This window comes from Barnesiella propionica (genome assembly GCF_025567045.1).
GTDB classification, from domain to species: Bacteria; Bacteroidota; Bacteroidia; order Bacteroidales; family Barnesiellaceae; genus Barnesiella_B; species Barnesiella_B propionica.
This window is the reverse complement of record NZ_JAOQJK010000008.1, coordinates 71819-96704: the sequence shown is the minus strand read 5'-3', so window position 1 is coordinate 96704 and position 24886 is coordinate 71819. Positions and strand designations below refer to the sequence as shown.

Below are 24886 nucleotides of genomic sequence, written 5' to 3'. Positions count from 1 at the left end.
CTAATTGGTTTGCACAAAATAAGACATAATCGGATAATGGTCCGAACTTTTTAAGTTGCCTAATTTGACTCCTGTCGACAATAAATCACCGCTATAAAGGATATGGTCGATGCGGAACCAGAATCTATTGGAGTTATAACTGATGCCAGGACCAAAGCCATTCTCGATATAAGCGTCGCGCATATCTCCCCGTATGGTGTGATAGGCATAAGATTGAGCTGTGTCATTAAAGTCTCCGCACAGAATAATATCACCTTCGGTATGGCTTAATATCTCAGCTAAAGTATCTGCCTGAATAGAACGCGCAACGAATGCTTTGTTCAGCTTGGAAAGAATATTCCGGTGTACTTCATCCAACATATTTGCATTAGGATTCTCTGTAATATCCTTGTATAATTCCTTATCGGTACGGGTCAAGCCGATAGATTCAAGATGCACGACAAATAGATTCAGTTTCTTCCCGTGCACATCCAAAACAAAGCGGCTCAAAAAACTCGATATGCTCATATTCAGCCGTTCGTAAGAAAGAATAGGAAAACGAGAATAACATGCTTCCCCGTCTCCTTCGAAAAAAGGATATTTTTTATTCATTTCCTCTATTTGCTCTTCGGTGACCCCTTGTTTCAAACCTTCTTTTTTTATATCTCCCCCTTCTTGCAAGCACACAATATCGGCATTACTATCAAGAATATACTGAACGGTTTCATTCGGGCTCACTACAGTATCACATTTATTATTCACCCAATGATAAACATTATAAGTAAGCAGTGAGAACGTATCGGGCGTTTCTGTCATGTCATGCCCGATATGCATGGGTATATAACTATATATACTTCCCCAGCAAACAATAAATGTAACCAGAGGTAAAAAGATCATTTTCCAGTTAAACAGTATCCAGAACAACAAAAAAGCAACATTTATAATTAAAAAGACGGGGAATCCCAGTCCCATACAAGCTATATAATTAAGCTTGGCCGGTGAGATAAGATAATTATAGGCAGCCAGTATGAGCAAAGCTGCACATACGATATTAGCAAAAAGCATTATACCGGTTAAGGTTTTTCTGATAATTCTCATTTCTATTTTTTTCCTGCGTCGAACAGCCGCTTCTTTTCATCGCTGGAAAGAGCATTATATCCCGATTTCTTTATTTTGTCCAGAATGGCATCTATTTCGTTATTCTCCCTATTCTTCCGCTCCCTGTATTCCATATCGGTTTCCGGACGCCGGTTTTTTTTATGTTTAATTTTTATTTTAGTTCCAGGCTTGAAAACTGTTGCCAAATAATCAATTATTCTATTAACCGGACGTGTAATATCTTTACCATTTTTCCACCTGTACATAAACAAAACTCCCAAACAAGCTCCTCCTAAATGGGCAATATGACCGCCGCCATTCCCAGAAGTAACGCTTAGCAAATCGATCAGAATAGTTACAATTGCTATATATTTCAATGATATTGCTCCCAAAAATAACAGATTTACCTTATAATCAGGAACACGCATAGCCGTAGCAACGACTATAGCTATTACCGAAGCCGAAGCTCCGCACATCATTCCTTGATGTCCCGAAAAATAAGGAAAAACATTGTATGAAATAATATAGAATACGGCACCCGCTAAACCGCCCAGAATATATAAACCGCCCATTTGTTTCTCACCGAAATATTGGAGAAAAATTACTCCGAACCAATAGAGCCACAACATATTGAACAGGATATGCAATATTTCATAATGGACGAACATATAGGTGATGAGGGTCCACGGACGAATCAATAATACCGATAGCGAAGAAGGAACTTCCACATAACTCAAGAAATTAAGCGTATCCAAATTAAATAACGTCAAAAAAACAGCAAGCAGCCGTATAATAATAAATACGGCGACATTAATATAAATAAGTTTCAGCAAAACAGAACCTTGTTTATATCGTAACCTGAGCTTGTTAAAAAAATCTTCCATTATTACCAATTCCTTTTTTCTTCCAATATAATATCAGGAACAAGCCAAAAAGCATACCGCCCAAATGTGCAAAATGGGCTACACTGCTTTGAATTCCCGAAATCCCGAAAAATAATTCAATAAGACCGTAACCGATAACAAAATATTTTGCTTTTATGGGAACGGGAATAAACATAAGGTATAAAGGAATATTGGGAAACAACATCCCGAACGCCAGCAAAATGCCAAATACGGCACCCGATGCACCTATCGTCACCAATTGATTAAGCTGTAATTGCGTAGCCTCCCATCCTATATTTGCAGCAACCATCGCAATCTGGTCATGCAGCAATACATACCAAAAAACTTCCTGTACCAAACCAGCACCAATACCGGTCGTAATATAGTAGAATAAAAAACGTTTACTGCCCCATGCAGCCTCCAGCGTACGCCCGAACATAAACACAGAGAACATATTGAAAAACACATGGGAAATGGAATTAGGGTCATGCATAAACATATAAGTGACCAACTGCACCGCATTGAACTTAGAAGACTGAAAATAATGCAATCCCAGAAGATCTACCAGATCAACGCCTACCCTCGGGAGTGTTATCGTAGCAAACCACAACAAAAAATTAATTATAATCAGGTTCTTGGTTATTGGAGGTAATGACCCGAAAAAAGATCTATTTTGCATCATATATGTCCTTATAATACATTAAACTTATATTGGTAACCCAACTGATAAAAAAATATACTTAAAGTTTGTTCTGTAAAAGGGCAAAATTAATGAAAATTCCTCTTACATACCGACAAAACCATTCAATATTATAATTTTACTGATATAATTTTATTTTTTTATTCCTATCCTTTGTATATTATATTTTAATCCATATATTTGCGTAGTTACGTCTTTAGGTAGTAGCGACGTCATTCTATTAATCTTTAATATATAAGCATTATGAACAAAACAGAATTAATCAACGCCATCGCTGAACAAGCAGGTTTGAGCAAAGTTGATGCAAAAAAAGCTTTAGAAGCTTTTGTAGATACAGTATCTACTTCTTTAGAAAAAGGTGACAAAGTTGCCCTTATTGGTTTCGGTACATTTGCCGTTGCAGAAAAAGGAGAAAGAACTGGTATCAATCCTGCCACTAAAGCTAAAATCGTTATCCCTGCGAAGAAAGTAGTTAAATTTAAAGCGGGCGCTGAATTAGCTGAAAAAGTAAAATAAGAGATTTAAGCGCTTATTGAAATAAAAAAACGTAAGGTCCGCGGACCTTACGTTTTTTTAGTAATATTTATTTTCCTATCAAGTAGGAATTTTACACCTGATTAACAACACCAATCTTTTATATCAAAAAATTTCCTGTAAAATTAACTGTTCAATGGATATACGCCGAAAAAAAGATATGGACAAACAATGGACAAGATTCTCTTGGGTTTAATTATTGCCATTATTTACAAGAGAATATCTAATTTTATCCCCGGAAAAAAATTATCATGAAACCATCTGTAACATCCTTTTTTATCATATCTCTTTTTATCCTTCTGTTTTGTAATTGTCAAAAATATAAACAGCCATCATCGTCCGAAATAGATAAAAGCATTAAATATTTTCAAGAAATTTGCGATAGTCTTGTGTATAATCACAATACCGATTCTCTACGGATTATAGCCAAACAACTTGAAAAAATAGCTCCGGAGGAAGAAACAGTCCTACTTGCCAAATTATATTACATAACCGCTTTTTTCAATGCAGAAAAATATGAAACTACCATCGAACATATCGGCCAGCTCGAAAAAAAATATAATTTAAAACAATATCCCGATAAACTGGCGCGGACTTTATATCTCAAAGCGCGTTGCTTTCAATCTTTGAAACAAAACGGTAAAGCCATACAACTATATAAACAAATACTGAATATAAATCCCGTGTCATCACAGGATTCCAGTGTCATAAGCAAAAATGGAAAAGATGCCCTGTTACAAATTACCAATTGTTATCTTACCGGAAATATGAACAGCAAAGAAGGTGCAGATTACTTCATTACATTGCAAGATTCCCTTACCTGGCTCACAAAACCGTTAAAAAGAGATATTATTATTTATGCTGCTTATCTATACGGATGTAACGAGGATCTGAAACATTCGTTCAAATTATTTGACAAAGCCTTTGAAATGCCTGCAGACAGCTCTTACGAAACACGGTTCCGGGACTATTCCTATGCCGGAACGATATACATAGTAGCCGACAGCATCAACAAAGCGATAGAACATTTGGAAAAAGCGGCGGACGCAGGCAGAAAAATGTCATACAGCGGCCTTACTTATACACTTACCATATTAACACAACTATATCAAAGTATAGGAGAATTTGATAAAACGCTCGAATTATATCAGGAATTATCGAATACCAAAGATATAACGACAGACGATTACAGATTGGCAATGACCGAAATATCTTTTTCCGACTTTTACTATGACTGGGGAATGATTGAGGAAGCCATGAGGCATAACCAGAAAGCGCGCGAGTATGCTATGAAAAGCAAAAATAATTTTGTCATTCAACAATCTCTTTTCTCCAAACTATTTTTATCGGTACAGAACGATAATACCGATTCATTAAAATTCTATCTGAATATAATAACACCATATCTTAATCTTAAAAAAAAGGATGATCAAACATTAAACTATCTCCAAAAAGTATATAACTTATATCTGGGATATTTATATTATAAAACCGGAAGAACAGATGAATTAAAGAATATACAATTATCACTCGATGAAAATGATTTGAATCCGGGCAACAATCTGATATTAGCGAAATTACAATACGAACTAGGCAATTACAATATATGTATAAACAGACTGGAACTTATAGTAAAAGATTATGAAAAAAAGAATAAAGTATGGGCACTCAAGGATATGTACCTGTTACTGGCCCGCTCATATGCCAATATCCACCATGCATCCGAATCCGTTAGTTATTATGAAAAATATCACCAGACCGAACGTTTATACACCAAGCGTATCTTAAATTCCGAAATCGCCAAGTTCAAAGTCAAATACGAAACACTGGCAAAAGAAAAAGAGAACCTGGCGCTAAAACACGATCTTGAAAAAAACAGAAACCATATACAAATATCGGTTCTAACTATCATCATATTAATCTTCTTATCACTTTTTATTTTCTATAAAAATCAGTTGAATATAACCAAACGCAAACTGACCGAAAGCAAACTGACACATAAGGAGAAAGACATCATGACATTTATAAATCACATAAAATTATTGAACTCCCAAAAATCGGAACTGGAAGAAAAACTCGAAAACGTCAATTCCAGACAAGAGACAAACGAAATCCCTGTCCGGCTATCCACCACATCGGATGAAGCCGAATTTCGTTCTATTTTCACATTGCGTTATCCGCATTTCTTCCCTTCTTTACACAAATATCCTAACATTACCAAAAGCGAAGAGATTCTTTGCGCGCTCATTTTATTAAATCAAGGAAACAACGATATTGCCGCATTCCTCGGCATTTCATACGAAAGTGTACTAAAAGCCCGTTACAGGCTAAGAAAAAAACTGAATCTGAAAAAAGATGCTGTACTTGATCATATCATTAAAGAGATATCGGAAGAATCTCCTAAAACGGTTTAATAAATACATTGCAGGATGATAGAAAAAGTTAGGTCTCTTCATCTTAAATTACTATCTTTGTGCACATTTTAGAATAAAAGATTTCGAATATGAAGATCGAACAACAGATAACAAATGCCGTTTCGAATGCATTGAAAGCTTTATACGATATTACTCCCGATGCAACGGCCATTCAATTACAAAAAACAAAAAAAGAATTTACAGGAAACCTTACCCTCGTAGTTTTCCCTTTCTTGAAAGCATCGCATAAAAATCCCGAGGCGACTGCTCAGGAAATAGGTGAATATCTGGTAAAAAATAACCAGGAAATATCATCTTTCAATGTTATAAAAGGTTTCCTTAATTTGGTTATCTCTCCGGTATGCTGGATACAGCAACTGGAATCCATAGACAAAGATGTGGAATACGGAACCAAATCTCAGGCTCCCGATGCTCAGCTTGTTATGGTAGAATACTCTTCCCCCAATACGAATAAACCCCTTCACCTGGGTCATGTGCGCAATAATTTGCTAGGGTTCAGCATCTCCGAAATATTAAAAGCAAATGGCTATAAAGTAGTTAAGACTAATATTGTAAACGACCGAGGAATCCATATCTGTAAATCGATGTTAGCTTGGCAAAAATGGGGCAACGGAGTAACTCCCGAATCCTCCGGAAAAAAAGGAGACCACCTCATCGGAGATTTTTATGTCTTATTTGACAAACACTACAAACAAGAATTATCCGACTTACAAAGAAAAGGAATGAGTAAAGAGGAAGCGGAAGCTGCCTCCTCCCTTATGACCGAAGCACGCGAGATGTTACGTAAATGGGAAGCCGGGGACAAAGAAGTCCGCGAAGTATGGCGTATGATGAACGAATGGGTATATGCCGGATTCGACGAGACTTACAAACGTTTAGGTGTAGATTTCGACAAAATATACTATGAGTCCGAAACATACCTGGAGGGAAAAGAAAAAGTCCTGGAAGGATTGGAAAAAGGAATTATGTACAAAAAAGAAGACGGTTCCGTATGGGCCGATCTTACTCAGGAAGGACTGGATCATAAACTCCTGCTCCGCAGCGACGGCACATCGGTTTACATGACACAGGATATCGGTACGGCTAAATTACGGTTCATTGATTATCCTATCGATAAAATGGTTTATGTCGTAGGAAATGAACAAAATTATCATTTCCAGGTACTCTCTATTCTTCTCAATAAGTTAGGCTTCAAATGGGGAAAAGACCTTGTACATTTTTCATACGGTATGGTAGAACTTCCCGAAGGCAAAATGAAATCGCGTGAAGGAACTGTAGTAGACGCCGACGACCTGATGGAGGAAATGATAAACACGGCCCGCGAAACATCTGCAGAACTAGGCAAACTGGATAATTGTACTCCGGAAGAAGCAGAAGCAATATCCCGTATAGTAGGACTGGGAGCATTAAAATATTTTATACTTAAGGTTGATCCACGTAAAAATATGACGTTCAATCCTAAAGAATCTATCGATTTCAACGGAAATACCGGGCCTTTTATTCAATACACTCACGCCCGTATCTGCTCTGTATTGCGCAAAGCAGCCGAGGCGGGGATAAATTTCGAAAAAACAGATACTTCATCTGTCATTCCAAATGAAAAAGAAATAGCCTTGATCCAGAATCTGGCAGAATTTCCTTCGGTAGTTTCCGAAGCCGGTAAGTTATTCAGTCCGGCACTTATTGCAAACTATGTATATGACCTCGTAAAAGAATACAATCAGTTTTATCACGATTTTTCAATCCTGCGCGAAGAAAACGAAGCATTAAGAGCTTTCAGACTGATGCTGTCGGCCAATGTAGCTAAAGTGGTAAAAACCGGAATGGGACTTTTAGGAATCGAAGTTCCCGATCGCATGTAAAACCTAATCCTTATCATTCATAAAAACGGCTTACAATCTAAGGGATTGTAAGCCGTTTTCTTTAATAGAGTTATTTAGTCTTATCAAAACGAATAATCTTTCAGAGATTATTTTATCTTTGGAAAAACAATTCGCATCATCTCTCTTTGAATGAAATTGCCATTTAAAATAGTCGCAACATTCGTCACACTGATACTGGCATTTGTTACGGGATATCAGATATATTGGTTAATCTCACTATATTCCCGTATGGAAAACAATGTCCAAAACCAGATGACCGAAGCTATGCGTACAGCCGACCACCGGGAACTGTTCCAAAGAATAGCTATCATACATGCGGATTCTGCCAGGCAACACGGAACCATCGAAGGAACAGTAGGTCTGCCGGAAAACGACTCGGTACAAATCAAACACAAGGTTATAACCGAAGACACGACAGTCACCACCACGAGTCAAGTCGAAAATAACAATAACTCATGGTATGAGCAAGACAGCGAGGTTCTGGAACAAATGGCACTTTATATACAAAAAGGAATGCACGGTCCTATAGATAAAATGGAGCCGATACACATCGACCGGTATGACTCCATTCTCGGCAAAGAATTAACTGAACGTTACGAAATAAAAACACTTCATTATACCGAGATCGTTGCGCTTGAGAATGATTCCGTCCTCATCCGATCAAAAATGGCACCGGTCATATCCGGGAAAACACCGGATAGTTACGACTACATATTCGACATCGACAATAAATATGCATTCCGCACCCACACAGAAACACAGAATAAAATCATACTCCGGCAAATGTCGGGAATAGCTGTAGCCTCACTTATCATTCTGGCATTACTCATATTTTCATATATTTACTTAATGCGCACCATATTAAAACAAAAAACGCTGGAAGAAATAAAAAGAGACTTTACCAATAATATGACTCATGAACTTAAAACACCCATCTCGGTAGCTTATGCGGCCAATGATGTTTTACTGAACTATTCTTCCGAAAAAAATGAAAGCAGACGGAAAGACTATCTGTACATCATAAAAGAGCAACTACAGCACCTTTCGGGGCTGGTAGAACAAATACTTTCCATGTCACGCGATGAACAAAAAGAAATTTCCCTGAAAATAGAGAGTATAAACTTGCGCTCTTTATGCAGGCAGCTCATTTCGGAATATAGACTAAAGACGGAAAAACCGACAGAGTTTACCCTTGCCATAACAGACAGTTTCTCAATAAACGCCGACCGTATCCACTTCTACAACATACTAAGCAACCTTATAGATAATTCATTGAAATATTCCGGCCCTTCCGTTCACATAAGTATATCGGCCAAAAAAGAAAATAAGAAAACTATCATTGAAGTTATAGACAACGGCAACGGTATAAAAAAGGAACAGCAGGAACGTATCTTCGATAAATTTTACAGAGTACCGACAGGTAATATACACGATATAAAAGGTTATGGACTGGGGCTTTATTATATAAAAAGGCTGATAGAAACACATAACGGAAAAATAACGGTAATAAGCGAATACGGGAAAGGGAGTAAATTTATAATCGAATGGACATTATGAAAAAAATACCGGAAAATACCCGAATATTATTGGTAGAGGATGAAAAAAACCTGGTACGTATCATCCTGGATACCCTGGTGCAGGAAGGATTTGAAATAGAAGTTGCATATAACGGAAATGAAGGACTACTCAAATTCCATGAAATACGACCCCATATCATTGTAACGGACATTATGATGCCCCGTATGGATGGCTTCGAAATGGTAAAACGGATAAGAGAAACCGACCGGAACACTCCCATCCTATTTTTATCCGCACGATCCGAGACCGACGATGTGGTTACCGGTTTTGAATTGGGCTGTAATGATTATCTTAAGAAACCGTTCGGCATTGCCGAACTTATTGTCAGAATCAAAGCTCTTGTGAATAAACCCCGCGTAGAGAGACAATGCAAAAATTTTTACACTCTGGGACAATACATGTTCAATCCTATCGCACAGACTTTATCGTACCAGGGAGTGCTGTCCGATTTGTCTCACAGAGAATCGGAAATATTACGCCATTTGTGCGAAAACCGGGAACAAGTAGTACACACTCAATCCATATTGTTGGAATTGTGGGGAGACGACAGTTTTTTCAATACACGTAGTCTGCATGTATTTATCACGAAATTGCGCCATAAATTGGCAAAAGACAAAAACATCAGAATCGTGAACGTGCGCGGCATAGGATATAAGCTCATCGGATAAATAACAACCTAAAATTCCTTCATAAAAAACGGGGCCGCGTTATAATAGCGACCCCGTACAATTTTATAAATCAGATTTACATTACTACCACTTTGACACTACGTTGCGCACCCGTAGTCTTAGCTTTTACTATATATACACCTTTTGCAAGACCGTCCATATTCATCTGGACTTTATTCTCAGAAGGTACAATATGTTTTACCAAACTTCCGGACAAAGAATATACAGCCACATCATTAATTATCTCACCAGCTTCTATATTCAGTTCATTTACTGTCGGGGTGAGATACACCCGGATAGCATCGTCTGAAGTGAACGCCTGGTCGACTCCGGAGGTTTCCAGCTTACGGACACAAAGATCATCAAAATAGACGGTTCCTTTCACGGCACAATCCGGCGCGGATTGTAACAAGATACAGTCGAAATAAAAACCTGTTCCGTCCAGGTTTCCGTCTCCATTGATCCATCCCGTAGATTTACCATCGGACATATCCCATGTTATCAATTTCCATCCTCTCCAATTCAGTTTGATCCATCCCGAACCTTCCAGTTGAGTTTTGCCGTCACGAATAACCAGCATCATATCGTTATTGGAAGCATCACCGAATACATAGGCTTGCAAAACATATTCGGACGTGAATGTTCCCCGGCTTTTACCTGACGGCAAATACAAACGAATCATGGGAGTTCCGCTATAATTTACATCCCATCCGTAATTCAATGCCAGACTTGACCGACTTTCGGAAGTCGCAACTATCGAGTTATTCAACACACGCGACGTCTGATCGGCAATGATTCCCGCGGTTTGTCCCGCTCCGGCAGGTTCCCACCAGCTTTCGAGAGTTTCGAACGCATCGATCATTTTCGAGTCTTTTACAGCCGCAGGATTGGCGGTAAAACTGAACGACCAGGCCTCTGCTGCATTACCTAGAAGATCCTTTATACCGGCTGCTACATTCACCGTATAAGTCTTGTTATTTACTAAATCCACAGAAGGAATAAAATGCAATACGCTGTTCTTGGCAACAACAGTATGCTGTATAATTCCGCTTATTTCATTCGCACCCTCCATTACCTTTATAGCATCAGTACCTACAGATGTTTCATCAATAGCTTCATCATATTCAATCCGGATAATGGGGCGTGCCTCTGTTACCGTAGAATTATCGGCAGGATCATAGCTAACAGCCACAGGCGCACTGGTGTCGGGAGGAGATGTTCTAAACGCAAGGGAATAGATGCCTCCTTCGGCGCCGTCACCGTTGCCATCGAATAACTGATTAGTCTGCGAATTTTTCGCTATTGCACCGTCTATTTTCAATGTATAATCCGTATCGTGATCCAGAGCAGCCAGTGCAATAATCACATTATAATCATCTTTCCACGTAACCGTCAAGGGTTTTTCGGGAACAATACTTAATGCGGATTCGACGCTGGCCCTATCCATCTTACGGCTGAAAGTAATCGTAATATTTTTAGACGGGTCTATACCTGATAAATCTTCCTCATCCGGGGAAACAGATTTCACTTTAGCCGGAACAGAAGATACCATGGTAATATCCAGAATACTCATATTATCTACAGTACGTCCTGTAGGATTAGATACTATCTGCAATGTCTTTGTTACAGGCTGAAAGTCGGGAGACATAAATTTCACTTCTACCGTATTGCCGGGAGTTAATCCTTCAATAAACCAGAATCCGTTATGTAATTGATCCGGATCTTTAGAATATTTATTAAATACGCTTTCAAATCCATCGGTAGTATAAGACTTATCTCCTATTGTAACCGTTACATTATTTGCAGGCACGCCGCTCTCTTCATCGGTAATAATACCACTGGCAACACCTATAACGGGACGTTCTACATTCATATATTCCAACATGGAACGAAATGCAGACAGGCCTTCCATCCGTTTCCATCCGGCACTCATGTTACGTTGTTGCTGAGTAGGATTCGTATGGAAACAGCCTTCACTTAACAAAGAAGCCATATTTGATACCCGGTTTACATACAAATAAGGATATTTATTCGTACTGGTATATTCGTCACCGTCATAATTCACACGGTCAGGTTTATTGCCCCTGGTTTTCGCCCTCATTACACCGGTCAGGTCAGGACAAAGGATATCTCCAAAGGCTCTACCGCCATTAGGAGTCTTCTCCACAATCGCACCGTCCATTTTCCAACCTCCGTACATAAATAATGTACTATTTGCATCCGCGCTTCCTGCATCGCTATGGATAGAATAGTAAAAATCGACATTCAGGGAGTTTGCCATATCGACACGTTCCTCCAGTGTAACACTGGTATTATCGTCTTCACGGCACATATATACGTTTTTAATATCGGTATATGTCTGAAGGTATTCACGCATAGCTAAACCCACCCTCAAAGTTTTCTCGGCTTCGGTATATCCGTACAATCCTTCATTTTCTTTTAAGGCATGTCCCGGGTCGATAAATAAAGTAAAATCACTTAACCCCGTAACTTTTTCAGCTTTGGAAGGAGAAAAAGCCACCATAAAACACATAGCAAAAACCACTCCGCATTGCAAAGCCGTTCTATTAAATAATTTAATATTTGTCTTCATAATCATTACAAGGTTAATCATTTAAGGTTTGCAACATAAATATAACCGGTAGCAGCATCTTCAAAAGCTACTTTTTTTCCGTCCACAGAGACACACGGACTTTGAACAATCAAGTTTGTATCCACCGGCAAATGGTAAGACTGAGCCGTGTTCACATCTATAGCATATAATTTTCCTGAAGTCAGGACTTCTCCGTTATCAGTCACAACAGTAGCCAATACATATTTACCGTCAGGCATCCAAGACGCTCGAGAACCTTGGCCCAAGCTCTTTACTTGTTCTCCGTTAATATCACATACATAAAGACCTTTACCGGAAACCTGAAATACGATCTTATCTCCCGACGGTGATAATACCGGATTAAAAATAACATGTCCTTTAAACATTTTAAGACCGGAGACTTCCTGAGCAACTGAAGCAGGACTCTCGATCATTCTGTTCAGCAAATTCACATTCTGTGCTACCCCGGCTTTCCCCGATACGGCTTTTATTCCGGCATCCGCCAATTTCCGCTCCGTATCTATCCGGTAACTTACTTGATTATCAGCCCAGCAGGGAAGCCCCTTCAACATACGTGTCTTGGCGACCAATAACTTTTCTGTTCCCGTAGCAACATCGTAAGTCTTCACCTCATGAAAAACACGATGGTTTTCCCGGATATTGGTACGTCCCAGAATCGTATTATTATCAGCCCCCCAGGCTAATTTATAACCGGCACCTTCATCTGCAGTAATTTTACGCAAATGCGAACCATCGGCATTCACCACCCAAATTCCCTGATAATTATCAGAAGTCATGGCTAATTTCGTCCCGTCCGGGGACCACACTGGAGACATCATGTGTGCCTCTTGTTTTACCAATAGTTGCGGAGCTCCTGCAATACGAGGTTGTGCCCACAAACTTCCGTAGCTCGCCAAAGCAAAAACTGCGGCAAAAAGTAATTTTTTTCTCATGGTTTATTAGTTTTTCAGGTAACTATAATCAAATATATAAATTAATTTATGAAAAATAAAAAATATCTTTAATATTTCCCGACTCTATTTATGTTTTTTCACAGAATGTAAAGTATTTTTATTTTACTTTATTTCCGTTTACACAAGAAAAGAATCATATATATTCAAAATAACGACTCATATACTCAGATTCCCGATTATAGCCTTCTGCATAAAATTAAAGAAGACGGCAAAAAAACCGGAGACTTTTTTCTTTCTTACTAAGATTTATTTTACTTTTACGAGATAATACAAAAAACAAAATAATTTATTACCTGAATAAAACAACTCTATTATGGATAATAATAATAACTATTCACAATCTTATTCACCCGAATTAACCTTATCAATAGTAATGAGAAAAGTATACGGACGCATGTTCCTGGGACTTATCGTTACCGCACTGACCGCTATGTACGTGGCATCTAGTCCGGCTCTGATAAATCTCATATTGGGCTCCCGCGGAGTATTCTTCGGACTCATTATAGCCGAACTGGCCATGGTATGGGGTATAGCCGGAGCAATCAACAAAATGACTACTACGACATCTACATTATTATTTTTCCTATACGCCATCCTCAACGGAGCCACTTTGTCCATTATATTCCTGGCTTTTAGCTTGGGATCGATTGCATATACCTTTTTTATCACAGCCGGCGTATTCGGGGCAATGAGTGTTTACGGATATTTTACCAGTAACAGCCTGAACTCTGTAGGAAGCTACTGTATCATGGCTCTGATAGGATTAATCATCGCTTCTGTCGTTAATATCTTCATGCATAGCGAAACTCTCGACTGGATTATAAGCCTGGCCGGAGTAGCTATCTTCATCGGACTTACTGCATACGATACCCAAAAGATCAAATTAATGGCAATGAACGCAACTATGGCCGATACCGGGAAAATTGCTGTCATGGGAGCATTGAACTTGTATCTCGATTTTATAAATCTCTTCCTTTACTTATTACGCATTTTTGGAAAAAAGAATTAAGTAATAATTATAATAACCTGAACAATCCGGGAGTAAAAATGATATTTTACTCCCGGATTGTTTTATATTTGTAAAAAATCGAAAAAACAAAAATTATGACTTTCAATAAAATATATATGAAAGAATGGTTGGATAACCAGCCATATAACCATGCCGGAGATTGTGATGCATATTACGTAAATCTGGCAAATCAACTTATTGCAAAATTATACGACCGTCGCATAAAATATCTACAGGATGCATCTTTTTGTAAAAAAATAGCAATCGCGTTATCTTCTTATTTCGAAGACATCCTTTCAGGGGGAATGATCTGGAATTCTTTTACCGGAAAAAATAATGAATTATACAATAAACAGGTTCCGTTTTACAACACGGAAAAATATTATAAAGACGAACCGAATCTTGCTGATATTTGCTTTCTGATATGGTTCTATCTGGTATCGGAACAAAACCGTTTCATAAATCCATTTCATCCTGCCATTATAGAACGAGCACAAATTTGCTGCAAAATACTCGAGCACGAATATGAAACAGCACCTGAAAATACACAATGGAAAGATTTTTTCTCTTCCGGTAAACAAGATTTTTCCCTTTCCCGTCATTATGATCCATGTGCATATTGGATATATTGGCATTCTTATCTCACGGCGCCATCATCAAAAAAATGGACGAAATATATCGAAGAATCATTCCGGAAAGAACAACACCATTATACACCGGCGGAACAACTGTATGTTATTCAGGACATGTGCATAGATTTCATGTACCAGTATCCTTGCGGTCCGTTAGCTTTATATGCGCATGAATGGATGGAACAGGTTACAGGTATCGGAGCTTATGAAGAAAAAGGCCCCCGGGAAGAATTACCTCAAGGAGAGCATCACCTGTATACCGACCTGATGAAAGCCACCCAAGGCGAGCCTATCGTCTTTTTCAAAAGCTATGCACAACTTAACAAATTCTTGTCTCTGGATATGGGGTGGGGAGGAAAAGAAGAGCATCTCCCTCATCTAAGAAACTCGGCCTATTTCGTTCTATACGCCAATCCTCAAAAAGGAATGCTTATAGCTAAGGATGTAGCTCAATATATCAAAACACCGGAAAATCCTTTCTATGATGAAAAAGAAGCGGAAGAAAATGCTTTCGGGTTATTGGTCAATCCGGGAATGTGTCCTATAGATCTTGTCCTCCATATCTTTTCCGAAAACCTCATTCCGGAATTACATATAGGAGATATCGATCCGGAAGATTGCCGGTCGCTGATAAAAGAATGGGATTTTATCGCCCGCTGTTTTTTGTGCGAATATTACCGGGCTGTATAACTTAAGCTTACAAATGACCATGACAGTTCCTATAAGACTCTACAGCCAGCAATTAGCGAATCCAGCTTTAGACAACCCGAAAGAAGTAGTAAAATGGATGGGAGCCATGCAAGCTCAAAATTACAGTATGGTAAAATGGGCTATCGGCATCCGGATGAAATCAGGTAATATCAATACCGTAAATGAAGCTCTAAACAAAGGAGAGATACTGCGTACACACGTCATGCGCCCGACATGGCACCTCGTAGCCGCCGAAGACATACGCTGGATGCTGAAACTTTCGGCTCAACGTATAAAATCGGCAAACGAATCTTTCGGACGCAACCTGGAAATTACAGAAAAACTTTATATTCGCTGTAACCGGCTCATTGAAAAGATACTGACAGGGAACAAGAACCTGACAAAGCAAGAATTAGGAGAGGAATTGACCAAAGCCGGAATTATTATCAATATACCCCGATTAACACGGTTCCTGGCAAGAGCCGAAACAGACGGTATTATATGTAGCGGGATCGATAAAGGAAATAAAGCAACTTATGCACTACTTGAAGAACGGGTCCCCCCCGTAAAAGAAATACATAAAGAAGAAGCTCTGCGATTACTGGCAGAAAGATACTTCAGAAGCCATTCCCCGGCTAGTCTACAAGATTTTGTATGGTGGTCGGGGTTACCGGTAACCGAAGCCAGAAAAGCAATAGACTTTATAGAATCCGAACTGGTCAAAGAGCGTTTTGCCTCTTATGAATGGCTTATACACAGCTCCTGTAGCAACCAGCCTGCGCATGGAGATATAATACATTTTCTTCCCTCTTATGATGAATATATCATCAGTTACAAAGATAGAACTTCTATCCTGGACATTGAAAACTATCCCAAAGCATTCACCCGATACGGAGTTTTTTTCCCGGTTATCCTACACAACGGAAGAATCTCAGGGAACTGGAACAAAAATATCCGAAAAGGAAAGATCTCTTTAGAAATATCATTTTTCGAACCGGACAGTTCCATTGAACCGGAATTACTGCAAACAGCCCGGGACAAATATAAAACATTTTATTCGATCTAATCCCTCCGTCCTTTTGTCAGGATTATTTATTCTTTTTCAATTCCAGAACCAAGGCATTAGCTTTGGCAACAGCTTTCGTAATATGGTCGCAAATATATTCTTCTCCTATAACCTTATCCAGTTCCGAATGCTTTATCGTTTCATGTACCCGTTCATTCACTCCGGATAAGATAACATGTATATTTTCTTTATGTGAAGACTCTACTAATATTTCCAGATTATGAAGACCTGTAGAGTCTATAAAAGGAACTTTCCTCATTCGTATGATACGAACTAAAGGCTTATCTCCCATAGTACGCATTATATCATCGAACTTCGTCGCCACACCGAAAAAGAACGGCCCGTCTATTTCATAAACTTCAACGCCTTTAGCGATATCGAGAGTTTCATGTACCGAAGACTCTGTTCCCTGGGCAACATCCAACTCGTCACGCAGTACCGACACCTGGACATTCTCCGATACCCGGCGAAGAAAAAGCAATACAGCGAGTAACAATCCTATTTCAATAGCAATCGTCAGATTGAATACTACGGTAAGAACAAATGTGATGACAAGTACGGCTACATCCGATTTAGGACTCTTCAGCAGAGAACGCACAGTGCGCCATCCGCTCATATTATATGAAACGATAATCAGCACACCGGCAAGGCAAGACATCGGGACCAGCTTTATCAACGGCATCAGAAACAGAAAAATAAGTAATAGAACTACAGCATGAACCATACCGGCCACGGGAGTTTTCCCTCCGTTATTAATATTGGTCATTGTACGGGCTATTGCACCTGTTACGGGGATACCTCCGAAGAACGGAACCACTATATTGGCGACACCCTGCCCGATAAGTTCTGTATTGGAATTATGCCGGTCACCGGTAACACCGTCTGCCACGGTAGCCGATAACAAAGATTCTATAGCCCCTAACAGTGCGATTGTAAAAGCAGGAGCCAACAGCAAATTTATTGTATTCATGTCCAAATGCAGCGGCTGAGGCTCTGGCACGTCATTGCTTATACTGAATCTGTCACCTATTGTTTCGATTCCCGAAATTCCTGCAAACTCCCTAAGAATATATACCACGACTGTCATTAGAATAATGGCTACAAGGGAACCCGGTATTTTTCTCGATATACGCGGCGTATAAGCAATAATAAGAATACTGGCAAGTCCAATCATAAGGCTCGGCCAGTTTATCGTACCGAAACTATCGAAATAGGCCACCCACTTAGATATGAAATCGGCCGGTACCGTATCCATAGTCAGTCCGAACAAATCTTTTATCTGGGTAGTAAAAATAGTGAGAGCGATACCGCTGGTAAATCCAATTACAATAGGATAAGGTATAAATTTAATAATCGTTCCCAACTTGAAGCATCCCATCAAGACCAGAATAAGTCCGGCCATAAAAGTTGCTATAGCCAATCCTTCCAGACCGTAATTCTGGATAATACCGTACACGATAATAATAAATGCCCCCGTGGGTCCTCCTATCTGCACATTGCTCCCTCCGAGAAAAGAAACGATGAACCCTCCTATAATAGCTGTAATAAGACCTTTTTCCGGACTGACACCGGACGCGATACCAAAAGCGATAGCCAAAGGCAACGCAACGATGCCGACGATAAGGCCAGCCATAAGATCGGAAATAAATTTCTCCTTCGAATAATTTCTCACCGCCGAAAACAATTTGGGCTGAAAATCTAAAGCACTCTTCATCTTTTTTACCTTTTGATTCTTCTTTTATCTGTCCATAACAAATACATTTTCATCAAACATCTGCATGAACAAAGGGACAACTTTCTGCCGTTTTCCAGAAAGTCTCTTAATTTTCTCCGCAAAGGTACAAAAAATGTTATCAAGACAGATACTCTTTATCCGAGAAATATGATTCTGACACATTTTTCCGGAATTTTAAATCGGGTAACCCGGCAACTGCAATCTAAATAAGGTATTACAAACCTTACAGAACCGAAAACATATAACATCCTGATACTGAAAGCGTGATATAAAAAGGCCCGGTGTAATGATATTACCGGGCCTTTTATACCAAACAACGGAATATTATTCCATATACAAAATCATTATTTCTTAATAATCATCCTGGCGACTACTCCTTGTTCCGATTCTATCTTTAAATAATAAAATCCGGGAGCAAGAGAAGACACATTAATCTGATTATTTTCCACCCGGTGATTTATCATCAAAACTCCGTTCAGATCATACAGATATGCTCTCATATCCGCATTTATCCCTTCGATGTGTAGAATATCTGAAACCGGATTAGGATATGCTTTCCAGCTTGAAGAGAACGGAGAGTCTATCCCGCTCGGATCTTTTACCGTAATCATTTTGTAACCAACGGTATAACCTCCTACAGGATCGGCATTAGAGCCTACTTTACTTTCGATCAATAACAAATAATCACCTGGATCTACCTCAGGGGTATAATTCACAGCCACAGTTTTTTCTTCACCGGCAGCAATCGTATGGTTTGCCATATACATAATCTCACCCTTAATCGGCCCGAACTGCCGCAATCTCAACGTTATACGTCCCGAATACTCAGCACCGACGGCAGAAAAAGTCATCGTTCCTTTTGCTGCAGAACCTTTAATCAGTTCATCACCTCCTTCAAATGTAAGAGGAGATACGATATTCAAGGTCCTTTCCGGATTTTCCTTTACGGTTATTTCGCAATCTTTAAAACCGGAATTATCCAACGGATAATACTCACCGTCGGACGCCTTATAATCGACATAAAGGACATAAGTACCCGGATCAAGGGGCAATTCCCTCAAAAAAGAACCGACAGAAGTTTCTCCTTTCTTGACAGACTGTTGTAATGTATAAAAATAGTATTTCTTGTCAGGGTTATTCTTATCAGTAAAATAAAAATCCAGTAATACATCTCCATCTTCTCCATAATTCTTCATTGCCAAAGCGATAGCCAGATTTACTCCTTGAACCGGGTCACCTGACGGATCCGAAGAACCCCATTCTATCGCCTGTTCCAAACGAAGGACAGGAACGGATACGGCCGGATGAATTGTCATAACGGCACGACCGACCTGACTGTCATCGAATATATTTTCCAAATTATCTGCATCTCGTGCCGTAACATAGTAATCTCCGGCCGGCATATCTTTACTTATATTTACCGAAACTTCCAGTTCTTCATCACTCTCCTCATAAACTAACGCCGAGGCTGTACTATAAGCACTGACATCGGGATCGGCAACCGACTGGAAATGGATCGCTATTTTTTTCAGACGGGCATTATCACTTTCATTCCTCAATTTTATACGAAATACGGCATTTCCACTTGCGTACAGATCTCCTTTGGTAGTAATCTTTTCAAGTAAAGAAATACGTAATTCAGGACTTATCGTTCCTTTGAATTGTGCAGCTCCGTTCTCAACCGTAATTAAAGCATGATCAGGATATCCCGTTCCGTGACGAATAATTCTCCATATCTCCGACTGATTTGATTTATAAGCCAGACACAGTTTATAATTACCATCTTTTAATCCTTCAGGTATAACAATATCCCTCATGGTTACTACCACTGAGGATGATCTACCGTTAGCAAAGCCCTCTATAGATACAGATATATCTTTCAACACCTGCAATATCTCATTTTCCGGAGTAGTAATTACCGCTCCTATCGTACCATTAAATATTTCTGTATCGAGATTATCTACGAAAGACATCAATGTAATACTCCCGTCTATAATCTCCGAAGCGGTCAGCCGGGTAGAGGCATAAACAGGAAGAGGGACGTCTTTCTTTATTCCCGTTTCAGGCTGTATTCCTACAATGATTTCCTGGTCTATATTATAACCTCCGCCACCGCCACCGATGCCAACTTTACCGGGTTCCATATGGTTCACCATAAAAAAACCGTCACTGGAGCCGTTCCATCCCCAATTGATATGCACATAATCGTTACTATCGTATCCGTCACAAACGAATGCGTGCCCTCCCAGTCCGTCGGTATTGCTCGCCGCATAATATACAGGTCTAGAAGCATCCAATTCCGATTTTATCAACGACATCCATTCACTGGTAGAATAATAGTTACGCATGCATAAATAGAGACCATTATCGTATTTAAAGTATTTTTTTAACGCTCCTGGTACCATCATCGTATATGCTCCGCTGCCCGAAGGCGCATATTGCATCTCCACAGCGATACCGAAATGAGCCGGTAAAACCGATAATGCATTAATCTGATCCTGATTCAGTTTAACATCTTTATCATAGTTATCTATCATATTCGGCCAATCATAGGTAGTAGCACCAAAGTCCGCCGTCAGTGTCTTACCATTAGAAACATAAGATTTACTACCGGATCCCTGAACGGGATAATTATAATACCTCATAATTTGCGTAGCAGCCGTTGCCACACAGCCGGTATAATAATGTGTGGAAAATCCGCCGGAAGTATAAGTAGGACATTGGAAATTGAAAGGATAATCTTGTCCCCAATGAATATCCTTTAATAACGGAGCCACCACGACAGTACCTTCCCGGGAGAGTTTATCGGGATCTACATCAAACTTGTCATTCTGATAAGCCGTTACATAAGCTGCATAGTTATCCATCCAGGTTACCAGATTATCCGGTGCACCATCCATACTAAAACTTCCTATAGAAGAATACCCGAGAACCTGATTGAGTTCGTCGTCTCCCGATACGATCACAAATCCGTTATCATTTCCAATATTGAAAACATACAGCGGCTGGGAACTATTTGCCTCACTCTTCATATGCCGCATCCCCTGATGTTTGGAGAGGAGCAAAGGGCGCAGCTCCTTGCTACGCCCTTTAGTAAATTGTTCTGCAATTTCTTTTGCCCGAGCAGCATCGACCGGCTTTGCAAATATTTGCGGAACCAGCATACCTGCCAGACAAAGAAATGTGCATATTCTTTTTCTCATAAGAATCAAAGTTTTATTTTTGCGACTTTATCACCGGCTTTAACTATAACTACAGAAGAGGAATTTACCGACAATATATTCTCTCCGGCTATTCCTTCACCATAATAAACCACTCTTCCGTCCACGCTATAAACAGCTATTTTCTCGGGATGAGCGAGATTCACGACAATATGGTCTCCCGACTTATAAATATTTGCCTGAGACAATATTTCAGCGGTTCCTGACGTATAGCTAACTTCAACTTCATCCGAAAGAACCGACGAAACCGTAGTTTCTTCTCCCTGGTCATCAATCGTAACAGCATTTGCTTTCACACGATATGCATATTTCACACCAGACATATCAACTGCAAAGTCATAACTGGTTCCGGAGGTCTCTTCCATCTTAACGACACTGACTATTTCATCCCCTGCTTTAAGAGTTTGGAGAACCGTAAATTTATCTACAAAAGCTTTCTGGCTTCCTTTATAAAATATTTCTATATAAGATTCGGCCGAACCTTTGGTAAATTTCAGCGTATAAGTTTTCGAGGATTGCTCGGGTATGTTTTTAAGCTTCTGGGTTTCAACGATATTTTCTCCGTTATATAAATTCACCGTAACAGAATCATTTTTATCTATAAACGCCATATCCACTCTTAATGTAAAGGCTCCGTCATTCTTAGAAAGATCGATCTGCGGAGATAACAAATAGGCGCTACCGCCAAAAGGAGCGAGTCCCAGATAGCCACTGGCAAAGCAATGATAACTGGCAAACCATCCGGGTAATACGGTATACTGATCAAGATATTCGTTCAGTTTATTGCCAAAATGCACGTTAGTAAGCGTTCCCTGTGTGATTCCTGAAAAATCTTCGGTTAGTATAACAGCCTCTTTATCCTGCGTCAAAGTCTCTTTCTTAGATAATACAACTGTATAGGAGGTAGCTTTATTCACAGCGTTCCAGTTCGCTGTAAAACCGTTTTCAGTTACCGAAGTAGCAGCACTTACAACAGGAGCATCCAGCGATTTGATAACTTCCACAACCTGCACTTCATTGGAATATTCCGAAATAGCTGTCTCGTTTTTAGCCCGAACCGTATAATAGTATGTTTCTTCAGGAGAAAGTCCCGTCACTTTTTTACTACGAACCAATGAGCCGAATTCTTCATTCAGGAAGGGTATCTTATCCCCTTCTGCATTTTTGGTATATACGTCCAGAATATAATTTGTAGCCGTATAAGATGCTGTCCAGCTAGCGGTAAACGATTCCCCGTCTGCGTCCGACGGTCTTTGAGCTTCAGGAGCCTTAATAAATGAAGGGCTGTATTCAACTTTAATATCGTCTATAAAAAAGCCTTCCAATAAAGAATAAAATTTAATTGTCGTACTCACCGAACCTTTTTCCGAGATAAAAGAAAAAGTGTGCCACTCTCCGTCTTCAGGCATAAAGCTGACCTTGTTGAGCGAAGAACCTACTTCACAGGAAATCATATCGCCGTAATCGGCAACTGCCTTCGCCCGGAAAGATATTCTGACAATCCCGTTACTATTCCCTGTTTTTAGGTCCAAACGAGGAGTCTGAAGATAAGAAGAATATGAACCGCCACCCGTCATTTTGAGACATCCTCCGGCTTCATACACTTTTGTACCCTTCCAGTCGGGAAGTAACTTCGACAACTTTCCACTTAAAAAAGATGCTATATCGACAGTTCCAGGAGAGTCTACAGAACCTTCGGTAAAGGCATCTAAGTTCTCATTCAAAACGACCGTAATATTATCATCTTCCGCTGTTGCAGCACTAACAGAACTCATTATTGCAAAATTAAAAAGCAATAAGGTGATAAAAAGTAATTTTTTGTTCATAATTGTAATGAGTATAATTGTTTGGAGCGTAAATATATATAATAATATTCATTTGATAAAGCCATACAACATTTTTGTAATAAAATGAATATATTATTGTTATTTCTATTTACATATTAAATGCTTTTTGTTACTTTTCCGGCCAGCCTGTCTAAAGTGAATTTTTATTTAAAATCAATACCATATATCCATAAAAAAGGGCGCATTTTTATGCGCCCTTCTATTTCTTACAATTATAATTTCTTCAAATAAGCCCTGCGGCGTTTATGTTGCGTTCTATTGAAATATTGCCACTGCAACTGGACTTTTTCATTAACTTCCAACTCCGGATTACTTTCAGCGTATCCATATCCGTTCTTTATAAAAACAGGTATGAGATCTGAAAACAACAAAGCATTTACTCCTTTGCTCTGATAATCGGGTCGGATCGCTACCAACATCAAATCCACGACATCGTTCTTCCCTTTCAAGGCTTTTAATAAAGGAATGAATCCAAACGGGAAAAGACGTCCCCTGGCTTTCTGTAAAGCCCGGGATAAAGACGGTATTGCAATACCCAATCCTACCAATTCATCATTTTCAGCCGTTATAAGTGTAAGATTTTCCAGGCGTAACAGGGGAATATACATCTTTATATAATAATCGATCTGCTTTTGTGTAAGCGTGGAATAACCAAACAAGTCGGCATAAGCAGTGTTTATGAGTTCAAAAATCTTTTGCCCGTAATTATTAACCACATCCGATGTTTTTCTGAATTTGAGAACTTTAAGATTATATTTTTGCTGTACAATATCACTGATACGTTGATGTTTTTCCGGAATACGATCCGGAATATCTATTTTATATTCTACCCAATCGATCTCTTTCTCATATCCCATATTGTCAAGATGCTCCGGATAATAAGGATAATTATAAATCGCCGCCATAGTTCCCAACTGGTCGAATCCTTCAACCAACATACCCTCATGATCCATATCGGTAAATCCCATCGGACCACAAATTTCCGTCATGCCTTTATCTCGTGCCCAACTCTCTACTTTGTCAAACAACGCCTTGCTTACTTCATTGTCATCCGTAAAATCCACAAATCCGAAACGAGCTATCTTTTTACCCGATTTTTCATTGACCTGATGATTAATAATTCCGGCAATGCGTCCCACTGGATTTCCGTCTTTATAAGCCATATAATAAACCGATTCACAATATTCAAAAGCCGGATTGTGCTCTTTGCTGAGCGTCCCTACTTCATCCAATATAAGTGCCGGTACATAATAAGGATTACCTTTATATAAAATATCTACAGGATATTGTGAAAATTTTTTAAGTTCTCTCTTTCCCGAAACCTCTTTAATAGTGATTGCCATAATTCTTTTTTAATATA

General features: G+C 39.2%; 17 protein-coding genes. 8 read left to right on the top strand and 9 right to left on the bottom strand.

Annotated elements, in window-relative coordinates; translation table 11 throughout:
* Genes OCV73_RS11290 through OCV73_RS11280 form a run of 3 tightly spaced genes read right to left on the bottom strand, consistent with a single transcriptional unit; the run spans position 1 to position 2643 of the window.
* Positions 1 to 1077, bottom strand: coding sequence for an endonuclease/exonuclease/phosphatase family protein (locus tag OCV73_RS11290; RefSeq protein ID WP_147552269.1), 1077 nt, complete (start codon positions 1075 to 1077; stop codon positions 1 to 3).
* Positions 1078 to 1079: 2 nt separating this feature from the next.
* Positions 1080 to 1961 (bottom strand): rhomboid family protein, encoded by an 882-nt coding sequence (locus tag OCV73_RS11285; protein ID WP_147552267.1) that lies wholly within the window; start codon positions 1959 to 1961, stop codon positions 1080 to 1082.
* Complete coding sequence (locus OCV73_RS11280) at positions 1945 to 2643, bottom strand: rhomboid family intramembrane serine protease (protein WP_243764660.1); 699 nt, start codon at positions 2641 to 2643, stop codon at positions 1945 to 1947. The genes OCV73_RS11285 and OCV73_RS11280 overlap by 17 nt, the downstream gene beginning before the upstream one ends.
* Before the next feature lie 261 nt (positions 2644 to 2904).
* Here OCV73_RS11280 and OCV73_RS11275 point away from each other — a divergent pair, with 261 nt between their 5' ends.
* From OCV73_RS11275 to OCV73_RS11255, 5 genes are all read left to right on the top strand, one after another.
* Positions 2905 to 3177, top strand: coding sequence for an HU family DNA-binding protein (locus OCV73_RS11275; RefSeq protein ID WP_147552265.1), 273 nt, complete (start codon positions 2905 to 2907; stop codon positions 3175 to 3177).
* Positions 3178 to 3446: 269 nt separating this feature from the next.
* The gene (locus OCV73_RS11270) at positions 3447 to 5609 is read left to right on the top strand and encodes a tetratricopeptide repeat protein (protein ID WP_147552263.1); all 2163 of its coding nucleotides are present in this window, start codon (positions 3447 to 3449) and stop codon (positions 5607 to 5609) included.
* Between the two features lie 89 nt (positions 5610 to 5698).
* Positions 5699 to 7492: an arginine--tRNA ligase gene (gene argS / locus OCV73_RS11265; protein WP_147552261.1), complete on the top strand. Its 1794-nt coding sequence runs from the start codon at positions 5699 to 5701 to the stop codon at positions 7490 to 7492.
* Positions 7493 to 7642: 150 nt separating this feature from the next.
* Positions 7643 to 9070, top strand: a complete 1428-nt coding sequence (locus tag OCV73_RS11260) for a sensor histidine kinase (RefSeq protein ID WP_147552260.1) — start codon at positions 7643 to 7645, stop codon at positions 9068 to 9070.
* Entirely contained in the window at positions 9067 to 9759 is a 693-nt protein-coding gene (locus OCV73_RS11255) for a response regulator transcription factor (protein WP_147552258.1), read from the top strand. Before OCV73_RS11260 ends, OCV73_RS11255 begins: the two co-directional genes overlap by 4 nt.
* A 76-nt stretch (positions 9760 to 9835) precedes the next feature.
* Here OCV73_RS11255 and OCV73_RS11250 read toward each other — a convergent pair whose 3' ends face one another.
* Entirely contained in the window at positions 9836 to 12352 is a 2517-nt protein-coding gene (locus tag OCV73_RS11250; protein WP_167551258.1) for an Ig-like domain-containing protein, read from the bottom strand.
* 17 nt (positions 12353 to 12369) lie between these two features.
* Positions 12370 to 13305 (bottom strand): TolB-like translocation protein, encoded by a 936-nt coding sequence (locus tag OCV73_RS11245; RefSeq protein ID WP_147552254.1) that lies wholly within the window; start codon positions 13303 to 13305, stop codon positions 12370 to 12372.
* Between the two features lie 334 nt (positions 13306 to 13639).
* Here OCV73_RS11245 and OCV73_RS11240 point away from each other — a divergent pair, with 334 nt between their 5' ends.
* From OCV73_RS11240 to OCV73_RS11230, 3 genes are all read left to right on the top strand, one after another.
* A complete protein-coding gene (locus OCV73_RS11240) occupies positions 13640 to 14335 on the top strand; it encodes a Bax inhibitor-1/YccA family protein (RefSeq protein ID WP_147552252.1) in 696 nt (231 codons plus the stop codon).
* Positions 14336 to 14430: 95 nt separating this feature from the next.
* Positions 14431 to 15657 carry a DUF3843 family protein gene (locus tag OCV73_RS11235; protein ID WP_147552250.1) on the top strand — a complete coding sequence of 409 codons (1227 nt, stop codon included), beginning with the start codon at positions 14431 to 14433 and terminating at the stop codon, positions 15655 to 15657.
* A gap of 19 nt (positions 15658 to 15676) precedes the next feature.
* Positions 15677 to 16723, top strand: coding sequence for a winged helix DNA-binding domain-containing protein (locus OCV73_RS11230; protein WP_147552248.1), 1047 nt, complete (start codon positions 15677 to 15679; stop codon positions 16721 to 16723).
* A 22-nt stretch (positions 16724 to 16745) separates the two neighbouring features.
* Here the strand turns inward: OCV73_RS11230 and OCV73_RS11225 are convergent, their stop codons facing one another.
* The 4 genes from OCV73_RS11225 to OCV73_RS11210 form a co-directional block, all read right to left on the bottom strand.
* Positions 16746 to 18437, bottom strand: coding sequence for a SulP family inorganic anion transporter (locus OCV73_RS11225; RefSeq protein WP_147552246.1), 1692 nt, complete (start codon positions 18435 to 18437; stop codon positions 16746 to 16748).
* 365 nt (positions 18438 to 18802) lie between these two features.
* Positions 18803 to 21661 (bottom strand): thiol protease/hemagglutinin PrtT, encoded by a 2859-nt coding sequence (locus OCV73_RS11220; protein WP_147552244.1) that lies wholly within the window; start codon positions 21659 to 21661, stop codon positions 18803 to 18805.
* Between the two features lie 5 nt (positions 21662 to 21666).
* Complete coding sequence (locus OCV73_RS11215; protein ID WP_147552242.1) at positions 21667 to 23505, bottom strand: fibronectin type III domain-containing protein; 1839 nt, start codon at positions 23503 to 23505, stop codon at positions 21667 to 21669.
* Between the two features lie 233 nt (positions 23506 to 23738).
* Complete coding sequence (locus OCV73_RS11210; RefSeq protein WP_147552240.1) at positions 23739 to 24869, bottom strand: N-acetyltransferase; 1131 nt, start codon at positions 24867 to 24869, stop codon at positions 23739 to 23741.
* Positions 24870 to 24886: the final 17 nt, after the last annotated feature.

Coding starts and splice junctions, on each gene's coding strand:
- OCV73_RS11290 (WP_147552269.1), bottom strand. CDS start 1,077: ATGAGAATTATCAGAAAAACCTTAACCGGTATAATGCTTTTTGCTAAT.
- OCV73_RS11285 (WP_147552267.1), bottom strand. CDS start 1,961: ATGGAAGATTTTTTTAACAAGCTCAGGTTACGATATAAACAAGGTTCT.
- OCV73_RS11280 (WP_243764660.1), bottom strand. CDS start 2,643: ATGATGCAAAATAGATCTTTTTTCGGGTCATTACCTCCAATAACCAAG.
- OCV73_RS11275 (WP_147552265.1), top strand. CDS start 2,905: ATGAACAAAACAGAATTAATCAACGCCATCGCTGAACAAGCAGGTTTG.
- OCV73_RS11270 (WP_147552263.1), top strand. CDS start 3,447: ATGAAACCATCTGTAACATCCTTTTTTATCATATCTCTTTTTATCCTT.
- argS (WP_147552261.1), top strand. CDS start 5,699: ATGAAGATCGAACAACAGATAACAAATGCCGTTTCGAATGCATTGAAA.
- OCV73_RS11260 (WP_147552260.1), top strand. CDS start 7,643: ATGAAATTGCCATTTAAAATAGTCGCAACATTCGTCACACTGATACTG.
- OCV73_RS11255 (WP_147552258.1), top strand. CDS start 9,067: ATGAAAAAAATACCGGAAAATACCCGAATATTATTGGTAGAGGATGAA.
- OCV73_RS11250 (WP_167551258.1), bottom strand. CDS start 12,352: ATGAAGACAAATATTAAATTATTTAATAGAACGGCTTTGCAATGCGGA.
- OCV73_RS11245 (WP_147552254.1), bottom strand. CDS start 13,305: ATGAGAAAAAAATTACTTTTTGCCGCAGTTTTTGCTTTGGCGAGCTAC.
- OCV73_RS11240 (WP_147552252.1), top strand. CDS start 13,640: ATGGATAATAATAATAACTATTCACAATCTTATTCACCCGAATTAACC.
- OCV73_RS11235 (WP_147552250.1), top strand. CDS start 14,431: ATGACTTTCAATAAAATATATATGAAAGAATGGTTGGATAACCAGCCA.
- OCV73_RS11230 (WP_147552248.1), top strand. CDS start 15,677: ATGACAGTTCCTATAAGACTCTACAGCCAGCAATTAGCGAATCCAGCT.
- OCV73_RS11225 (WP_147552246.1), bottom strand. CDS start 18,437: ATGAAGAGTGCTTTAGATTTTCAGCCCAAATTGTTTTCGGCGGTGAGA.
- OCV73_RS11220 (WP_147552244.1), bottom strand. CDS start 21,661: ATGAGAAAAAGAATATGCACATTTCTTTGTCTGGCAGGTATGCTGGTT.
- OCV73_RS11215 (WP_147552242.1), bottom strand. CDS start 23,505: ATGAACAAAAAATTACTTTTTATCACCTTATTGCTTTTTAATTTTGCA.
- OCV73_RS11210 (WP_147552240.1), bottom strand. CDS start 24,869: ATGGCAATCACTATTAAAGAGGTTTCGGGAAAGAGAGAACTTAAAAAA.